The sequence below is a fragment of the Christensenella sp. genome, assembly GCF_034927525.1.
Lineage (GTDB): Bacteria > Bacillota > Clostridia > Christensenellales > Christensenellaceae > Christensenella.
This window is the reverse complement of sequence record NZ_JAYFPU010000275.1, coordinates 1-17,368: the sequence shown is the minus strand read 5'-3', so window position 1 is coordinate 17,368 and position 17,368 is coordinate 1. Positions and strand designations below refer to the sequence as shown.

Genomic DNA, 17,368 nt, shown 5'->3' with positions numbered 1-17,368 from the left:
GGTGTAAGTGCAGTAATGTATTAAGCTGACCGATACTAATAGGTCGAGGGCTTGATCAACGAGAGTTGATTACAACAGTCTAAATTTCTTAAGACATTCCTTTGTCTGCTACTACTATACAGTTTTGAGTGTGCTTCGCTGTGAGTATGAGATGAGCAAGCCGTAAGGCGAGGCGAGTCCATAACGAATGCGCGCAGAGCCTTAGCGTGCGGCACCTTAACAAGTTTATATTCCTCAGTAGCTCAGCGGTAGAGCATTCGGCTGTTAACCGAAGGGTCGCTGATTCAAACCCAGCCTGGGGAGCCAATGTGAGGATTTATAACCTCATATATAATTTCCGGTGGCGATAGCTATGGGGATCCACCTGTTCCCATTCCGAACACAGAAGTTAAGCCCATATACGCCGAAAGTACTGCACTGGTAACGGTGTGGGAGGATAGGTAGTTGCCGGATTCTAATTAAAAAAAGAGCCTACAATTTGTAAAGATTGCAGGCTCTTTTTTATCTAATATTTTATTTTAATATAACCTTATTATATTATGTGTTTATATATAGCTATCATTTTATAATTTTTTCAGTTTATACGACGATTGGATTGCAAGCTTTCCAGAACTGTACCAACCTGGATCGCCTTGTTTTCAGCAGTAGGACTGCACCAACAATACCAACTGGCCAGGAGATACTGGCATTGGAGACCAATATGAATATTTTATCGGCGGAGCAGGGAAAAAAGCTGCTCAATATTTTAAAAGTACGCTTTGAGGAAAACAACAGCAGGCACCAGGGGATTGAATGGGCAGGGGTGCAGAAAAAACTGGAAGCAGATGCCCATAAATTGTGGTCGTTGAATGAAATGGAGACATCCGGTGGTGCGCCGGATGTCGTTTCCTATGATAAGGAAACGCATACCTATACGTTTTACGATTGTTCAAGCGAGAGTCCTGCTGGCCGCAGAAACCTTTGCTACGACCATGCGGCGCTGGAGTCGAGAAAAAAGAATAAGCCGCAAAACAGCGCCGTCGATATGGCGTTGTTTATGGGCATTGAGCTTTTGACAGAAGAATGCTATCAGAAATTGCAGAAACTGGGAGAGTTCGATACAAAAACATCAAGCTGGATCGCAACGCCGGATGAGATCAGGAAACGCGGCGGCGCTCTTTTCTGCGACAGGCGCTATGATCATGTTTTTGTTTATCACAACGGCGCAGAATCCTATTATGCTGTGCGGGGATTTCGAGGAATGCTGAAGGTATAGCTCGTTATGCCTCATCTTTGACTTTTTTTGCGGTGGTGGCCTGCGACACAGATTGTTACAGCTGATATGACGCCTAAGAGAACGAAGGGTAACAGGGGCTTTGTATCAGATGTTTTGGGTGCTGTGTTGTCGTTTGAACCGACGGATGTCTTAACGCCTGCCGCAGCCGTCTTTTGTTCTGACTGCAACACATACTTGCAGCAATGCGAAAGACTTACCCTCACATGACCTTCCACGTCTACGACAAGACCGGCACTGACGGGATCTAACGTTCCGTTATCATAATAATAGAAATTCAGGATATCGCCCGGCTTGTATTTGTCTCCGACATACAAGGTGAGCATAGCCATCCCCGGTAGCGTTCCTTCATGCCGCGTTGAGATCACAAGCGACCCCGGCGCAAGGGCTGGATCAATGTCCGGCACTTTTTCGATTGGTTCGATATCGAGGGCAACATCGACATCCGAAGCGGCTTGTGTAATTTCCATGAAATCCCACCTGTACAGCAATTTTTGCGTTTGTGTATCGAATATGCGGAAGCAGACTTCGGTATTGTTCTGCCGAGCTGCTTCAAAAATTGCCTGCGGTACTCTGATCGAGGCAATGTGCTGCGTCATGTCGTGCGGTACATGAATATCCGTACAAACAGATTTGCTTCCACTAGCGATTGCATTTATCACCGATTCCACAGGAACCTCGATATTGACGCTGCCGCCCGGTACAGAAGGTATGTCGATATCCACGATGATTTCACCTGCATTCGGGTTGGGTGCGGATGTGGGTGTAGGTATCGGCGTAGAGGACGCTGTGGGAGACGGTGTGCCGCTCGTCGTTGACGTAGGCGTAGGACTCGGCGACGTGGTCGGGCTTGACGTAGGAGTCGGGCTTGGAGTCGGCGTTGGGCCTCCCTGCACGATCCGCCAAACGGCTTTGTCGTTCTCTATCTTTTTTTCCAGTTTGCGCTCTGTATTGTCGGGCAGTACAAATGTTCCGGTGGAATCTTTATCTGCACTGGCGACGAAAGTTCCGGGCGCCAGCGTTGCATAACCGCTTAGATTAAGCGTTGTTGTATTTGATACCATCCCGGGAATCTCCAATACCGAACCAGAGGGCAGTTTTAGCGTACCGCCGCCGATCAAGTTTCTTGTGATGGGTGCGGACGTATCGCTCAAAACGGGTGCGGTAAATTCAATCGTGCTACCATCCTTGACCTCGATATCTTTTACACCCGCGGGGTCGATCCCGCCTTCCGTTATTTTGAAATAGGCAGGAATGGTGTTACTGCCCACGGTTATTTTATCAAATGCCCAGAGATTGTTGATCACCGTATCCGTTCCCGTGACGAAAAGCTGTTCGCCGCCTTTTTCGATATAATAGCCTCCGGCCGCATAGCTAAACGTGCCTCCGGCAACATTGATCACCGCGACGCCACTTTGGTTGGCGTTCGCGCTGAAATCACTGTGGCAGCCGCCGTATACAGACGGGTAAAGGTCTCCCCATGGGCTTGTCGTAAAGCCGGTGGTCACGCCTGCGCCCATCGTCAGATGATATCCGTTTGCGTAGTAACCGCAGTTCCCGTTGTTGAGGTAAATATTTTGGAACGTCGTGTCTGCGCTCATCATGATAGGGCTGCCCGTTCCCCAAAACTGTGCGTCGTTTGTCTGCTTATAATCCACGCCCGCATACACGCTTGTCACAGTCGACGGCTTTGTGAATACCTTATTGAGGCTCCACGCAAACACGCTGATATTCATTTTCCCGCATACTACGATCGTTCCGCCCGGCTTTAATGCTACATAAGCTTTCTCAAGCGTTTGGAATGCCGTCTGTGCAGTTGAGCCGTCGTTTGCGTCGCTGCCGTCATCCCGCACAAAAACAACGTCTTTCAGCGTCAGAGGATCGACATACGGTACTGTTGTGATCCTTGCGTAGTTTGTCGTAAAGAGGTTGGAGTACGGATCGGCTTGCGGGGCTTGCGCAACATTTCCTGCACTGATCTTCCATGTACCGCTGTTCACTGTTTTTACAAAACCCTTTGCACCTGCGGGCATTGTCAGAGAAACTGCATTGCCTGTGTCCGGCGTAAGGACGACATTCAATAGAGCTGCGAGGCTTGTCCGTTCCTTTAAGATGATATTAAGCATGGGTGCTAAAACAGCAGAGCCTTCAGAAGTATTCTGGTCGAAGACAGGGAATTTCGTACCGTCTGAATAGCCTTCGATGGAAGCAGATGCCGCAATAGAAAGATTGCCGAATATAGCAGAGGCCTCCGACCCCGCGTAAGCCAAAATATCAGCGTTTGTGATCGATACGCTGCCGCCGCCGATCGCGTCCGAACGTCCGCCGCCGGAAGCGGAGATATGTCCGCCTGTAAGCGTAATCTGGTTCCCGGCCTTAGAACCATTATAACCGCTGCCGATGCCCGCACCGCCGGATGAACCGCCCCAAGCGCCCGGGCTTGCGCCGTCACCGCCGTTGGCGTATATCATTCCGCCGCTGATGTTTACAGTACCAGCGCCGCAGCCTGTGGTTGCGCCTCCGTTATTTGCCGGCGCACCGTTTCCGCCAATACCAGCGCCGCCGCGTTGCCCATAAGCATAGATCGTTCCGCCGGTAATGTTGACCGTACTTGTTCCTCTGCCGCCGATCCCTGCGCCGCCTGAGCCGGATTGGATAGACATATCGCCATTGGAGACATAGTGGCCTTCGCCGCCGCTTGCCTTAAGAGAACCGCTTCCGCCGATCGTGACTGTGGCTGCATCGACGTCGAGACCTGCATATGCGTCTCCGCTTTTCAGGGTATTTGAGCCTTCCAGCGTCACAGAAACAGAAGCGCCGTCTGCAATTTGCATAGCATAAGTGTTTTGTGAGACGTCAGGCGAAATGTTCGCATTCTGTAAAGTAACAGAACTGGTTGCCCGGATGATGACCTGATGATTACCGGTCGAGCCGGTTATGATATAGCCAAACGGATTGAGCGCGGTCTCTGCAATGGAAATTCCTTCCGTATTTACACCTGTCGCTCCTGTCTGAGTGATCTCAATACTTGCCTGCGAAATGTCGAGAAGGGTAGGCGCTGTAGGCGGTGTTTCTTCCAGAGGAGTAACGCTTTGCTCTGTCGGCAGTACAATCGGTACAATGGAATCGTCTACCGTTGCCTGAGGAGAAGCGATTGCGGATGGTTCAGAGGATTGTGATGCCTCCGGCAGTGGTTCGGATGCGGGCAGGACGGATGAACTCGGCTCAACAGAAGCAGAAGGAAATGGTGAGGCGCCTGACGGTGGTTCAGCCGGAATAGACGATTCTGTTGACACAGGGATCGCGGTTTCTGTCTGTTCTATTTCGATCGACGGGGAGGATAGAGGCTGTCCGGCATCTTGTGCGAGGCCATAGAAGGGTACAATGCCAAGAGCAAAGGAAAACGCCAGACACAGATATAATATCTTTACATGTTTTTTCATGACCCTCACCGCCTTAATACTATATCGGACAAAGCAAATATTAAAAGTTAATTATTTTTACCCCGTTCCAACCGCCGCAATCACTGTTTTCTATTTTTTTCCGTGCGTAGAGACAAAAAAAGCCAGCCCTTTGAGGGGGCTGGCAAAAGAAGCGAAAAACGTCAATTCCCGATTTCGACCCATTTCTGTTTCTGATTGCTTTCGAAAATCTTCTCACAGAGAATCATTTCGTGCAGGCCATCTTCGAAGGTGGCATACTGGCCTTTGAAATTTTTATCTTCAATGCTGTGGTATACTTCCTTAAAACACTGTTTGAACGCGTCTGTGAAGCCTTCCAGATGCCCCAGGGGATAAGCGACTTTGTCCGCGCTCCTTGGGTGGATGGTCGCAGGGCCTTTCTCCAGAAACTCTTTTGCGCCGTCACGGTTGCCGATCCACAGGTTATTGCATTCCTCGCTGTGCCATTCGGCTGATTTTTTGTATCCGCCCAGCAGTACGTCGATCGCGACCGATTTGCCCGCAATGACCTGCGAGAAAAAGGCGCTGCCTTTTGCGCCGTTGGAAAAACGGAACATGACGCTTGCGTTGTCCTCTGTATCGATGGGAACATCTTCATAATCGTCAGCAGAAAATTTTTCCGTCGAAAAGGCGAGCACTGTTTTCTTGGGCTTCTTTCTTGTTTTGTGGATGGTGGAGAAATCTGCGCACACGGAGGTGATCTTCTGTCCGCTCATAAATTCCACTAAGTCCATCCAATGCGAGCCGATGTCGGCAATGACGCGGGTATTTCCCGAATCCTTGGAGCTTAGGCGCCAGCTGTAATCTGTCTCGTACAGCAGCCAGTCCTGTGTATAGGAACCGCTGACAGAAAAGACATCGCCCAGATAACCGTCTTCCACGAGGTTTTTCAGGTGATTGGTCATGGGATAGAAACGGTTATGGAAGTTGATCGCGTTTACAAGGCCTGTTTCCTTGGCCTTCGCTACAAGCGTACGCGCGTCTTCGATGCTTGTGGTCATGGGCTTTTCACTCAGTACGTTCACCCCGTGATCAAGCGCGTACATGGCGATCTCAAAATGCGTGTTGTTGGGCGTGCAGATATGGATCGCATCCAGCTGCATTTCGTCGATCATGGTTTTGTAATCGTCGAAATACGCGGGGATATTCAATTCCTCCGCGGTATCCTGCGCCATAAACTTGTCTGCGAGCGCGACTACATCGATGTTGCCCAGACGGCGCAGTGTCTCGATATGAACTTTGCCGATAAAACCCGTTCCGGCGATACCAACTCTGAAGATTTTTCTCATAATAAGTGTCCTTTCCTTATGCACGATATCAAAGTGCTTTGTAATAGTTATTTATCTCCATTATATGACTAACATTAAATTGTAGCAAGGCTATGCGAAGATTTGAGATGATTTTTAATGATAAAGTGTTGATTTGTATAGGATGCAGACTACCTTTCTGTAAGGACTCCCTTCTGGAAGAACTTGACACAACCGGAAGCACATGGTATTTTTAACTTGAATCGTATATCATTATTAGGGGTCTTTGTATGTTTCCCTCTTATAAGTATGAAGTTGTGAAAAAACAATTCAAAAAAAGACAAAGCAAAGAAAAAACAGAAACCTGACGAACACTTCGTGTATCAGTCAGGTATTTTTTATTGCGGACAATGGGGACAGAAGCAGGGATGGGACAGCGTATGATGAATAGCAGGAAACAGAATTACATAAAAGAGATGGAAGCGAGATGCAGGGAGCATGAGGAAGCGCTGAAGACAAGCAGGATGGAACAGGAAAGGCTTGCGCGCAGGGTAGAGAGGCTGAAGGAAGACAGGCGTGTTATCAATATCATGTATGAAAATGCGCTCCGTTTAAGGGATTTTGACGCTGCTGAAAAAGAGCGGCAATATATGTACAACCGTCTTCTCTTAGAAGCATTTCCGCATGTTCTTGCTGTGCTTGATAAAGATTTGAACTATGTGATAGGGACGGAAAGATCTATACTTAACAGGATAAACCTTGCAAAACCCAGAAAATTGAAAGGGACGCCTGCCCGGGAATTGCTGGAGATGCTCCCTGACCGGGCGTGGGCAAAGCGTACGCTGGAGAGTTGTCAGTATGCAATGGAGAGCAAGGCGTCTTTGAAATATAAGGATGAAATTAATTTTGGAAAAAGCAATGAAATGCATCTGTCAATCACCGTTTCGCCGGCGATAGACCAGAAAGGCGATATAAAGGGACTGGTGGTTCTGATACAGGATATCACGGAGTTGATTCTCGCGAAAGAAGAGGCTGAAGCCGCAGTGCGGGTAAAATCTGACTTTTTGGCAAATATGAGCCATGAAATCAGAACGCCTATGAATGCAATCATTTCCATTGGAAACCTTTTGCATGCTTCGGAGCAGGAGCCGAACAGAAGGGGCTACATCAAAAATATGCTGAGTGCATCGGAAACGCTTTTGAATATTATCAACGATGTACTGGATTTTTCCAAGATCGACGCACAGAAAATGGAAGCTGTTTCGCAGCCATATGAAATCATTGCAATGATAAACGAAGTCATCAACCTGATCGCGTTGCGGGCGGCGGAAAAGAATCTGGAATTTGTGGTGCACATCGATCCGCGGTTGCCCAAAAAGCTGATGGGAAACGATCTTCGGATCAAGCAGGTGCTGATCAATCTGTTGTCCAATGCGCTTAAATATACAAAAAAGGGACGTATTTTGTTTCGGATAGAGCAACAAAAGAAAAGGAATGAGGCAGAGCTTACATTTACAGTAGAAGATACGGGGATCGGCATCAAGCGTGAAGAAATATCTTATCTGTTCGATGCGTTTTCACAACTTGACATCAAAAAAAACAGAGGGATACAGGGGACGGGGCTTGGTCTGGCGATCTGCAAAGGAATCGCACAGAAAATGGGCGGCAATATCTCTGTAACCAGCACATATCGTAAGGGAAGCACCTTTCAATTCAAACTTTGTCAGGAAATAGCGGATGACACACCCGTCGCCCATATTGAAGAGCCGCAGAATAAACATGTTTTGATTTGGGGGGACAATTATGCAGCGGAGCTGTTGGCGGATACGCTGAACCAGGTTGATGTGCGGTGCGATATTGCAAAGACAGAAGAAGCATATTTGCAATGTATAGAACAAAACATATATTCCCATTTGTTTTTTTGGGAAAAGGAATCTATGGATTATGAGGCTCGTATTGCGGAAGTTCCAATCAATAAAACCGCAATCAAAAGAATCTTCGATATTCCGGCAGACAAAAAGCAGCAGGATAATATTTTGTTTGAGCCGCTTTTGATTTCAGATATCGCACAGATCGTAAACAAGGGAAAAATCGCAAAAAAACGCGAGCACCGCGATGATTATGCACTGGGTCAAATAAAGGCTGACAATGTTTCTGTACTGGTTGTGGACGACAATGAAATCAACTGTGTGGTGGCAAAAGAGATTTTGAAAAATTATGGAATGCACATTGAAACCGTGTTGAGCGGGGAACAGGCGATACGAATGGTTGAGGAAAAACAATATGACTTGATCTTTATGGATCATATGATGCCGGATATGGATGGCATAGAGTCTACCATGAAAATAAGGGAATTGGGAGGGCGGAACGCTGAAGTACCTATCATTGCGTTAACAGCCAATACGGCGCAGGGCGTGCGTGAAATGTTCAGGAAAAACGGTATGGACGGATACATCAGCAAGCCGATCCAATTGAAGGAGTTGAACGATATCCTGTGCAGGTGTCTTCCGAAGCATAAATTGCATATGGAAGACGCAGGCAAAGAAAAGCCGGAGAACCTCAAAAAATGGAGCGAAAATAAGATTGCGGATATCGATTTGGCAATTGAACAAGAGGAGTATTCCGAACAGGCTTACCGGCTGGTCTTGAAAATATTCAAAGACGATATATTGAGATGGCCGGTCCGGTTGAGAATTTTACTGGATCAAAAGAAATGGAAAGATATGGCTGCTGAATTAAGCGCGCAAAAAAGTATATTGATCCGCGTGGGCAAGCCAAAGGCGCTGCAAAAGCTGAGCGAGCTGGAATTTGCTGTGTTACAATCAAAATTTCTGTATATTGAAAAATATATGGAGCAATATCTGTATGAAATCGATATGTTACAAGAGACCTTGCACGTGCCACCCCGTTAGACGCCGCCCGGCATACTGGGGAGGCAGAATCGACGTGGGAACGGAAAGGAACAAGGAAAAAACATGAGATCTATTTATGCTATAACAGAGGCTTTTGATATACAGCTTGCCGCTGAGGAAATGATTATGGAGGTAAATGCACACCTTCCTTTGTGCAAAAATACGGTTGGAATCCTTTACTATGATTATGAGATGGAAGGAGCGGCTTTGTGCGGATATTTGCGGAGCGCTCTTGGAGTGGATATCATAGCATGTTCAACCATTGCGACGGTAAACAATAAGGACGGATATCGGGATATGGTTGCAACACTGACGTTGCTGACGGCGGATGATTGTGAATTCCATTTGGGCGTCACGCGTGCGTTGAATGACGAAAATGTGCTCGACAGTCTCCAAGAAACTTTTACAAATACCAAGAAAAATGCAAAAATGGATATTGGGCTTATGTATACCTGGCTGCCATGCAGTACCAATATTATATTTGACGAATATATTGGTGCGTTTTCAAAAATGGCCGGCGATGTACCGATCATCGGCGGCGTACCCACGGATTTGGGATGTGCGGAAAGATCTATGGTTTTCAATGGTGACTTTTATGCGGGAAGGGCGATCATCCTTTTGATCTCAGGAAATATTAAACCTGTTATTGCGCTGGCCAGCGCTGCGGAACCGTTGTCTGACAGACAGGAGACGGTCACAAAAGCGAATGGTACGGTCATTTATGAAATGGAAGATAAGTCCTTTGCCGAGTATATTGAAAGTTATGGAATGAATATCCGGGAATTTGAACGGAACGAAAGCCGTATCTTTTTTCAAAAATATCCGTTGCTTGTTTATGGCGCCGGAGACGAGGGGAAGAATGGCGAAAAACAGCCTGCAATACGTATTATTGACAGTATCGACTGGAAAGACGGCAGCGGAGTTGCATATGCGAGCATACCGCAGGGAGCGAAAGCTTCGCTTGCGATCTTGCATAAGGAATTGATCGCGAGAACGGTTAAACAAGGGCTGGAGGAGCTTTTCTCGAAGATAGCAAAGTCAGGGAGGCAATACGCAGTTATCCTGTGCATTACGTGTGCGGCACGGCATTTTATACTGAATCCCGAATATGCGAAAGAGGGAGATGTTATAAAAAAAATGGTTCCGGATGCTTACCAATTGAGCGGCTTTTATAGCTATGGGGAGTTGTGCCCTGTGGCGGTGGAAGAAGGTAAGGCGTGCAACCGACTGCACAATGGATCGATCGTTTTTTGCGCCATTTAACTGCATGATCGATGATGGTGGAGGAAGGCGATAATCAGCCGGAAAAAAATCAAATGATATCGAGACGATTGATTTTGGTTAAAAAATTGCTAACATAGCCCTTTTTTTGTCATGAAATATGATATAATACATTTGGAGGCTATGTAACATGAAGTGCAGCAAATGTGAAACAGTAATGTATGAACGAACATCGAAGAAGTCGCTAAATGCGACAAAGGTGTATATTTGTCCAAAGTGCAACAAGATCATCTATGTGTGGCCGGACGGCGACATAAAGGAAGAAAAAAAGTAAGCGGATCGTTTTATAAATAATGAGCGGAAAGTATGTCCGTACTCTCACGCGATGTGCCCGAAAGAATATAACAATCCTGTGTATCGACACGGGTATCGATCTCAAAATAGCGGCTCAATGTTTGTGCTTCTTCTATGCAGGGGCGTAGCGGCGTGGAAACTGCGGACGCATTGCGCCCGTGGTGAACACCGTTGATCTTCTTACGGCCGCTGCCGTGCATGAGGATAAAGCGTCCGCCGGGGGCCAGAAGCGAAAACAGTTTTTCAGTAAACAGCGGTTTATCGAGAAAATGAGGATAGGCGTTGTAGATGACCGCAACATCGTAAGTGATACTTTTTGGAAGATCATAAAAATCGGTATGGTAAACATGGATACGCGCATCCGTGTTCTTTTTTTGAGCAATTTCAACCATACGCGCGGAGATATCTACCGCGTCGATGTGCGCGGGGGCATATTCCAATAGATAGGGAAACAGAATACCTGTCCCGCAGCCGATATCCAATATATGCGCGTGCCGGACAAGCCCTGTGGTACTAAGCATAGAGCGCAGCTTTTCGCCGTCCTCCTGATTGTACGTATCCCAGGTATCTGCAAGCCTGTCAAAAAAACTTTGTATTTCAGTTGTATTCTGCATGTTCTCTCCCATGTTGTTTTTAATGAACGTATGTTCATTTTAGCAAATACGCGGCAGGCCTTCGCCGGTTAGCCCGCTGAGGACGCGTGTACCGCCTAAAGCCGTATGGAGCAGGACGGAGGCGTTTTTTTCGTGTGTGACAGCTCCGACGATATACGCGTTTTCGCCGTATTTGCTATGGCGCAGGATGTGGAGCGCACTCTCGGCATCTTCTTGCGCGACGACGGCAATCATCTTGCCCTCATTGCCCATCGTGTAAGGGTCGAGCCCCAATATGGCGCATAAGGATTGTACTTCAACGGAAACAGGGATATCTGCCTCGTTGAGCTCGATACAGCAATGTGAGGCGCGCGCGAATTCGTTCAGTACGGTCGCAAGCCCGCCGCGCGTTACGTCGCGCAGGGACCTCACCTTGATATTTGCGGCAAGCAGATTATGTACCATATCACCCAAGGGGGCGCAGTCGCTTTTGATATCATTTTTGATATTCATACGCGTACTGAGGATGGTTGCGTGGTGGTCTCCCAGATTGCCCGACAACAAAACAGCGTCGCCTTCGCGGCAGTTGGCGGCACTGATATCGATACCGTCAGGCACAAAACCGACTCCGGCAGTGTTGATATACACGTTGCCCTTTCCTTCGACGACCTTGGTATCCCCAGCTACGATAGCAATACCCGCCTCATGCGCGGTATCTGCCATAGAACGAGCAATTTTTTGCAGGTCTTCAATATCTGCGCCCTGCTCTAAGATAAAGCCGCACGTCAGGTATCTAGGGGTTGCGCCGCTCATCAGCAGATCGTTGACTGTACCGCATATGCACAGTCTGCCAATATCCCCGCCCGGAAAAAAGAGCGGATCCACAACAAAGCTGTCCGTTGTGAGAGCGAGGCGGCCTGCGCCGGGAACGACGGCGGCGTCCTCCATGCGCGAAAGCACCGGGTCGTTGAATGCTCTTGCAAAAATCTCATCGATCAGCCGGGACGTTTCCTGTCCGCCGCTGCCGTGAGCCATTGTGATCTTCATAATCAGTATCCTCTGTGGTTGATAAAATATTGATAACAGCTGCCCTCGGCGGACACCATACAGGCGCCGAGCGGGGCGTGCGGACTACAAGCCTTGCCGAACGAAGGACACCCGGAGGGGAGCAGTTCGCCGATCAGCACCTGCGCGCAGCGGCAATATGCGTTGGTATGGTCAAGGTCAAGACCTGCACTTCCTGCGTCGTAGTGCGCATATGTTTTGCGTAGCATCATGCCGGAGGCACGGATGGTACCCATACCGCGCCATGCGGCGTCGCACGGTTCAAAATATTTGGCGGTGATATCCTGCGCCATCCGGTTGCCCTGTGCGGTAACAGCGCAAGGATAGAGATTGAGTACGCCGGGGCTGCCGTGACGCTTTACCAGCGCATAGATGGCGGCGAGCAGGCTTTCGCCCTCAAATCCCGCAACTGCAAAGGGAATGCGGTATGTTTGGGACAGGGCGCTGAACACATCGCTGCCTGTGATGACGCTCACGTTGCCGGGTGCTAAAAAACCGTCGATGCTGTCGGACTGGCGGCACACCCAATCGATTGCGGCGGGCATCGTCTTGAGGGCGGTGAGCAGACGAATGTTGGATATTTCCAGTTTTTCCGCTTCCGCAAGGAGCAAGGCATAGGCGGGCGTGGTCGTCTCGAACCCGACCGCGGCAAACACAAACGTGGTATCCGGCTCGTGCTGCGCAAGCGCGAGCGTATCTGATGGAGAGTAGACCATGCGGATATCGCCGCCATCCGAGCGTGCATCGCTCAAGTTTCCTCTTGTACCGGGGACGCGCAGCATATCGCCGAACGAAACGGCCGCGTATCCCGGTTTCTTCGCGAACGAAACCAAACGGTCGATGTAGTCTGTCACTGTGACGCACACGGGACAGCCCGGACCGGAAACCAGTTGGACATTTTCAGAAAGCATGCCCGGGATGCCGTTGCGCGCGATCGCCGCGGTATGCGTGCCGCACACCTCCATCAGGCGCACAGGCGGCCCGTCGTATTCTTTTAAAAAGCGCTTGATCTCGTAGATGTCGGTCATAGATCTTCGATCTCCGCAAACAGCTCTTGTATGGACTCGTGTTCCTCCTGCTTCAGCTTTTGCAGGATGCAGCCCGCGTGTACCAAAACATAATCGCCCGGCTGTATTTTTACGAGCCCAGCGCGCGCGGTGATCAGATTACCGTGAAAATCCACTGTGGCGGTCGTGCCTTCTATGGAAACGACCTTGCCGGATGTGGCAACACACATAGCAATTCTCCTTTTACTGTCTTTCGCTCAGAGCGGCAAAATATGCTTGCCCGAGCGATATTCCGCCGTCGTTACATGGAACAGCGGAGTTGATGCACACTGAAAAACCGTCCTTCTCAAGCAGGGAGATACACTGCTTAAGAAGCAGCTCGTTTGCGAATACGCCACCCGAAAGCGCAACGCGTTTTTCGTTCGTATTGACGCGGATCGCGCGGCAGACCTCGAGCGTCACCGCAGCGACGGCGTGATGAAAGCCAAGCGCAAGCGCGCGAACATCTGTATGCTGACGCACGCGCACCAGCTCGCGGATGAGCGGCTGGCGGTCTATCACAAACACGCCGTCCTTTTCCACAAACCCTAAGGGAAGCGGGTAAGGAACGACGCCCTGTTGCTGTGCCTCATACGCACAATTTTCTAGGGCAATGGCACATTCACCTTCATAACTATTATAGCATTTGAGGTCAAGAAGCGCGCTCACTGCATCGAACAACCGTCCCATGCTTGAACTTTGGGAGGTATTGACGTGTGCGCGGATCGCGCTGCCCACTGTTTCAAAATGGCTGTCGTCGCTGCTTAAGCTGCAGGCGTGTAAATGACACAGGGCATTCAGGCTTGCATCCTGCGCAATATTGTCCCCGCCGGTGAGCGCAATGGGTTGGAGATATCCCGCACGCTGCACAGCTTTTCCCTGACACAACAGAAATTCGCCGCCCCACACCGTGCCGTCCGTACCATAGCCAGTGCCGTCGAAAGCCACGCCGATGCACGCAGGAATGTTGTGCTCTGCCATGACGGACAGGATATGTGCATGATGGTGCTGTACGCGCACAAGCGGGATATTCCGTTCCTTCGCTATTTTTTCTGCAATGGTTGTGGAATGATAAACGGGGTGCATATCGCATACGATTTTTTGTGGAGCGATATGGAACAATTCTTCCATATGATTTAAGTTATCGCAGTAGTTTTGCTGTACGCCGTATTGCTCCATGTCGCCAAGATATTGGCTGAGATATGCCCGGTCGCCTGCTGCAAGGCAAAAACAGGCCTTTAGGTCTCCGCCTGTCGCGAGGACAGGGTAGGATAGCGCGCTTGGCAGCAAAACAGGCAGGGGGACATACCCCCTGCTGCGCCGTATCGATTGCACCGTGCCGCACGTGACGCGCGCAACGGAATCGTCCAGCGGGACGCGTATTTCGCGGGTATTGTATAGCACGCCGTCAAGATGGGGTGACGACAGGGACAGCATATCCTTGTCTTGCGTGATGATGGGCTGCGACGAAATATTGCCGCTCGTCATGATGAGCGGGCCGCAGGCATCGGTCAGGAGCTGATGCAGGGGCGTATAGGGCAAAAATGCGCCCAGCTTGCGGCTGGCACCGCTTACTAGATCGCAAAAAATTTCTTTTGTTTTATCAAGAAGCACGATGGGACGGGCGGGCGACATAAGAAGCGCTTGCTCGTCCGCGCTTACATGGCACGCATCGCGGATCGTTTCGATATCCGCAAACATTACCGCAAAAGGCTTTTTGTCGCGCTGCTTTAACAGACGCAGCTTTTTGACCGCGTCTTCGTTTGTGGGCAGGCAGGCAAACTGGTAACCGCCGACGCCCTTTATGGCCAACACGGTGCCCTCGTTTAAGAGATCGATCGCACGTGTGAGGGCAGCTTCCTTTTCGTATGTATCTGTTTCGGCGCATAAGATGAGTTGCGGGCCGCAATCGTGGCAGGAGATCGTCTGGGCATGCCGCCGCCGTCCGCTGCCGGTATATTCCTCTGTACACACAGGACACATGGGGAAATCTGCCATGGTGGTCGTCTCGCGGTCGTACGGCAGGCCTTCAATGATGCTGTAGCGCGGGCCACACGCAGTACAGCTGATGAATGGATAGCGGTAGCGCCTGTTTTGCGGATCGGTAAGCTCTGCATGACATTTTTCGCACATGGGAAGGTCGGCCGGAATAAGCGGCGTTTGCCGCATATCTGCGTCGCTCTCGATGATACGAAAGCCGTCAAAGGCCTGATCCGGCAGGGGAACGCATGTGACCTTTATGATTTGCGCAAAGGACGGTGGTCGTGATGAAAGGCGATGGACAAATATGTCCATCGCCTCCGGATTTGCCGTTGCAATGATCTTTACGATACCGCCGCTGTTGCGCACGCTGCCTGTGATGTGGAGTTTTTCTGCCATCCGCGCGACAAACGGACGAAATCCGATACCCTGCACCATGCCAAGTACCGTGATCTCAAATGTCATTTGTTATTCTCCCTCGATGCTGTCGATCGCCATTTCTTTGCCGATCTCGCTGGGCTCGCCATCTGTACCGCAGTGCGGGCATTCGAAATGGAAGGGCTTACGCACGAAAAGCTCGTGGCAGTTGGGACAGCGCAGCATGGATTTTACGGGGGACACGGCAATTTCCGCTCCCTCGCATATCGTACCCTGTGCGGCGTCTTCAAAGTGCATGGCGATGCTGTCGCCGGAAAACCCGGAACTGTCGCCGATCACCAGAGTGATTTTCGTTACCTTTGTAAACCCTTTTGCTTTTGCCTCGTCTACGGCATGCTCTATGATATGGATCGCTTCGTGATATTCGTGCATTTTTATTTTCCTTCCGTTTGTTTCTCTTGCGGCGCAGCATCTTCTGTGGGGAAGGGCTGCGCAAAACTATCTTCGTATTTTTTGCCCGCGGGCTGCGTATAGGGCGTGAGCATGTGCAGGCATTTTTTGGGACAGCTCTCTACACAGCTGCCGCACTGGATGCACCCAAACCGCTCGATGACCCAGTTTTTCTGTGCTCTGTCAACTGTAATAGCGTCTGTAGGACACTTGCGCGCACACAATCCGCAGAAGATACAATCGTCGATATCGATGCCGATCTGTCCGCGGGTACGCTCCGGATATTGCCGGGGCGTGGCGGGATAGTTGCGCGTCGCCGGTTTGCTGAACAAATTGTGCATCACTGTTTTTGCAAAGTTCATGAAGTTCATACTGTGTTACCTCTCGGTGCAGCTGATGCACGGGTCGATCGTCAGGATCAGGATCGGTACGTCCGCCAACTGGCATCCCTTCAATGTTTCGAGCATCCCCGGCAGGTTTGCGAATGTTGGGGTACGCACGCGTACACGGTCGAGGAATTTGGAACCGTTGCCCTTGGTGTAATAGATCGCTTCGCCGCGCGGCTGTTCTACGCGCATCATATATTCGCCCTCAGGCATGCCTTTGACAGGAACGCTGACCTCGCCGTCCGGTATTTTTGCTGCTGCCTGGCGGATGATGTCTATTGCCTGGTATATCTCGCGCACACGCACGTCGCAGCGCGCATAGCTGTCGCCGATATCGCTTGTGATCGGTTCGAAATCGAGGTCGGGGTAGGCGGCGTAACCCAGCTTACGCGTATCGAGTGCAATGCCGGAGGCGCGCATGAAGGGGCCGACCGCGCCTAGATCGTGTGCCTGCTGCTTTGTTAAGAATCCAACGTCCTTTAAGCGGCTGGCGACGGCATAGTCGTCCAGGAATGCGCGCGACAAGGGCTTTAAATCTGCCACGATGCCGTCAAATACGGCAAGGAATTGCCTTAGCATATCTGCGTCCATATCCTTGCGCTGTCCGCCGATCCGGTTGACAGAAAAGATGATGCGCCCGCCTGTGGAATACTCGAACATATCGAGTATCTTTTCGCGGATGCGCCACGACTGCATAAACAGGCTCTCGAAGCCGAACGCGTCGGCAAGCAGACCAAGCCACAGCAGGTGGCTGTGTACGCGGGACATCTCCGCCCAGATGGTGCGTAGGTATTTGGCGCGCGGGGGTATCTCAAGACCCATCATGCGCTCTACGGATTCGCAATAGCCCATGCCGTGCATGAAACTGCAAATACCGCAGATACGCTCCGCTACATATACATATTCCTGAAAATCTTTTTTCTCTACCAGCTTCTCAAGCCCTCTGTGGACGAAGCCGATGGAGGGGATCGCTTCTATGACCTTTTCGTCTTCTAGCACGAG

Annotated in this window: 14 protein-coding genes, 1 tRNA gene and 1 rRNA gene; 6 read left to right on the top strand and 10 right to left on the bottom strand. The window is 50.0% G+C overall.

Features of this window, described 5'->3' with window-relative positions:
• The first annotated feature begins 231 nt into the window (after nucleotides 1-231).
• The 3 genes from VB081_RS11230 (at nucleotide 232) to VB081_RS11220 (ending at nucleotide 1,255) form a co-directional block, all read left to right on the top strand.
• A tRNA-Asn gene (locus tag VB081_RS11230) sits at nucleotides 232-306 on the top strand.
• A 30-nt stretch (nucleotides 307-336) separates the two neighbouring features.
• Nucleotides 337-453 (top strand): 5S ribosomal RNA (rrf, locus tag VB081_RS11225).
• 247 nt (nucleotides 454-700) lie between these two features.
• Nucleotides 701-1,255, top strand: a complete 555-nt coding sequence (locus VB081_RS11220; RefSeq protein ID WP_323400903.1) for a DUF4256 domain-containing protein — start codon at nucleotides 701-703, stop codon at nucleotides 1,253-1,255.
• 11 nt (nucleotides 1,256-1,266) lie between these two features.
• On the opposite strand, the gene VB081_RS11215 is transcribed toward VB081_RS11220, so the two are convergent.
• Together VB081_RS11215 and VB081_RS11210 are read right to left on the bottom strand one after the other, a co-directional pair.
• A complete protein-coding gene (locus VB081_RS11215) occupies nucleotides 1,267-4,716 on the bottom strand; it encodes a hypothetical protein (RefSeq protein ID WP_323400902.1) in 3,450 nt (1,149 codons plus the stop codon).
• 161 nt (nucleotides 4,717-4,877) lie between these two features.
• A complete protein-coding gene (locus VB081_RS11210; RefSeq protein WP_323400901.1) occupies nucleotides 4,878-6,023 on the bottom strand; it encodes a Gfo/Idh/MocA family protein in 1,146 nt (381 codons plus the stop codon).
• A 398-nt stretch (nucleotides 6,024-6,421) separates the two neighbouring features.
• Between VB081_RS11210 and VB081_RS11205 the strand changes: the two genes are divergently transcribed.
• The 3 genes from VB081_RS11205 to VB081_RS11195 all read left to right on the top strand — a co-directional run bounded on the left by VB081_RS11205 (nucleotide 6,422) and on the right by VB081_RS11195 (nucleotide 10,448).
• On the top strand, nucleotides 6,422-8,893 hold the full coding sequence (locus VB081_RS11205; protein ID WP_323400900.1) for an ATP-binding protein: 2,472 nt from the start codon (nucleotides 6,422-6,424) through the stop codon (nucleotides 8,891-8,893).
• Between the two features lie 126 nt (nucleotides 8,894-9,019).
• Nucleotides 9,020-10,156, top strand: a complete 1,137-nt coding sequence (locus VB081_RS11200; RefSeq protein WP_323400899.1) for an FIST C-terminal domain-containing protein — start codon at nucleotides 9,020-9,022, stop codon at nucleotides 10,154-10,156.
• 148 nt (nucleotides 10,157-10,304) lie between these two features.
• Nucleotides 10,305-10,448: a hypothetical protein gene (locus VB081_RS11195; RefSeq protein WP_323400898.1), complete on the top strand. Its 144-nt coding sequence runs from the start codon at nucleotides 10,305-10,307 to the stop codon at nucleotides 10,446-10,448.
• 10 nt (nucleotides 10,449-10,458) lie between these two features.
• Here the strand turns inward: VB081_RS11195 and VB081_RS11190 are convergent, their stop codons facing one another.
• From VB081_RS11190 to VB081_RS11155, 8 genes are all read right to left on the bottom strand, one after another.
• Nucleotides 10,459-11,082 carry a class I SAM-dependent DNA methyltransferase gene (locus VB081_RS11190; protein ID WP_323400897.1) on the bottom strand — a complete coding sequence of 208 codons (624 nt, stop codon included), beginning with the start codon at nucleotides 11,080-11,082 and terminating at the stop codon, nucleotides 10,459-10,461.
• 39 nt (nucleotides 11,083-11,121) lie between these two features.
• A complete protein-coding gene (gene hypE, locus VB081_RS11185; RefSeq protein WP_323400896.1) occupies nucleotides 11,122-12,108 on the bottom strand; it encodes a hydrogenase expression/formation protein HypE in 987 nt (328 codons plus the stop codon).
• A 2-nt stretch (nucleotides 12,109-12,110) separates the two neighbouring features.
• Nucleotides 12,111-13,154, bottom strand: coding sequence for a hydrogenase formation protein HypD (hypD, locus tag VB081_RS11180; protein ID WP_323400895.1), 1,044 nt, complete (start codon nucleotides 13,152-13,154; stop codon nucleotides 12,111-12,113).
• Nucleotides 13,151-13,363 carry a HypC/HybG/HupF family hydrogenase formation chaperone gene (locus VB081_RS11175; RefSeq protein WP_323400894.1) on the bottom strand — a complete coding sequence of 71 codons (213 nt, stop codon included), beginning with the start codon at nucleotides 13,361-13,363 and terminating at the stop codon, nucleotides 13,151-13,153. Before VB081_RS11175 ends, hypD begins: the two co-directional genes overlap by 4 nt.
• A 13-nt stretch (nucleotides 13,364-13,376) precedes the next feature.
• Nucleotides 13,377-15,617, bottom strand: a complete 2,241-nt coding sequence (hypF, locus tag VB081_RS11170) for a carbamoyltransferase HypF (RefSeq protein WP_323400893.1) — start codon at nucleotides 15,615-15,617, stop codon at nucleotides 13,377-13,379.
• A 3-nt stretch (nucleotides 15,618-15,620) separates the two neighbouring features.
• Nucleotides 15,621-15,962 carry a hydrogenase maturation nickel metallochaperone HypA/HybF gene (locus VB081_RS11165; protein WP_323400892.1) on the bottom strand — a complete coding sequence of 114 codons (342 nt, stop codon included), beginning with the start codon at nucleotides 15,960-15,962 and terminating at the stop codon, nucleotides 15,621-15,623.
• 2 nt (nucleotides 15,963-15,964) lie between these two features.
• Nucleotides 15,965-16,351 carry a 4Fe-4S dicluster domain-containing protein gene (locus tag VB081_RS11160; RefSeq protein ID WP_323400891.1) on the bottom strand — a complete coding sequence of 129 codons (387 nt, stop codon included), beginning with the start codon at nucleotides 16,349-16,351 and terminating at the stop codon, nucleotides 15,965-15,967.
• A gap of 6 nt (nucleotides 16,352-16,357) precedes the next feature.
• Nucleotides 16,358-17,368 (bottom strand): hydrogenase large subunit (locus tag VB081_RS11155; RefSeq protein ID WP_323400890.1); only part of this gene is annotated, 1,011 nt, incomplete at its 5' end.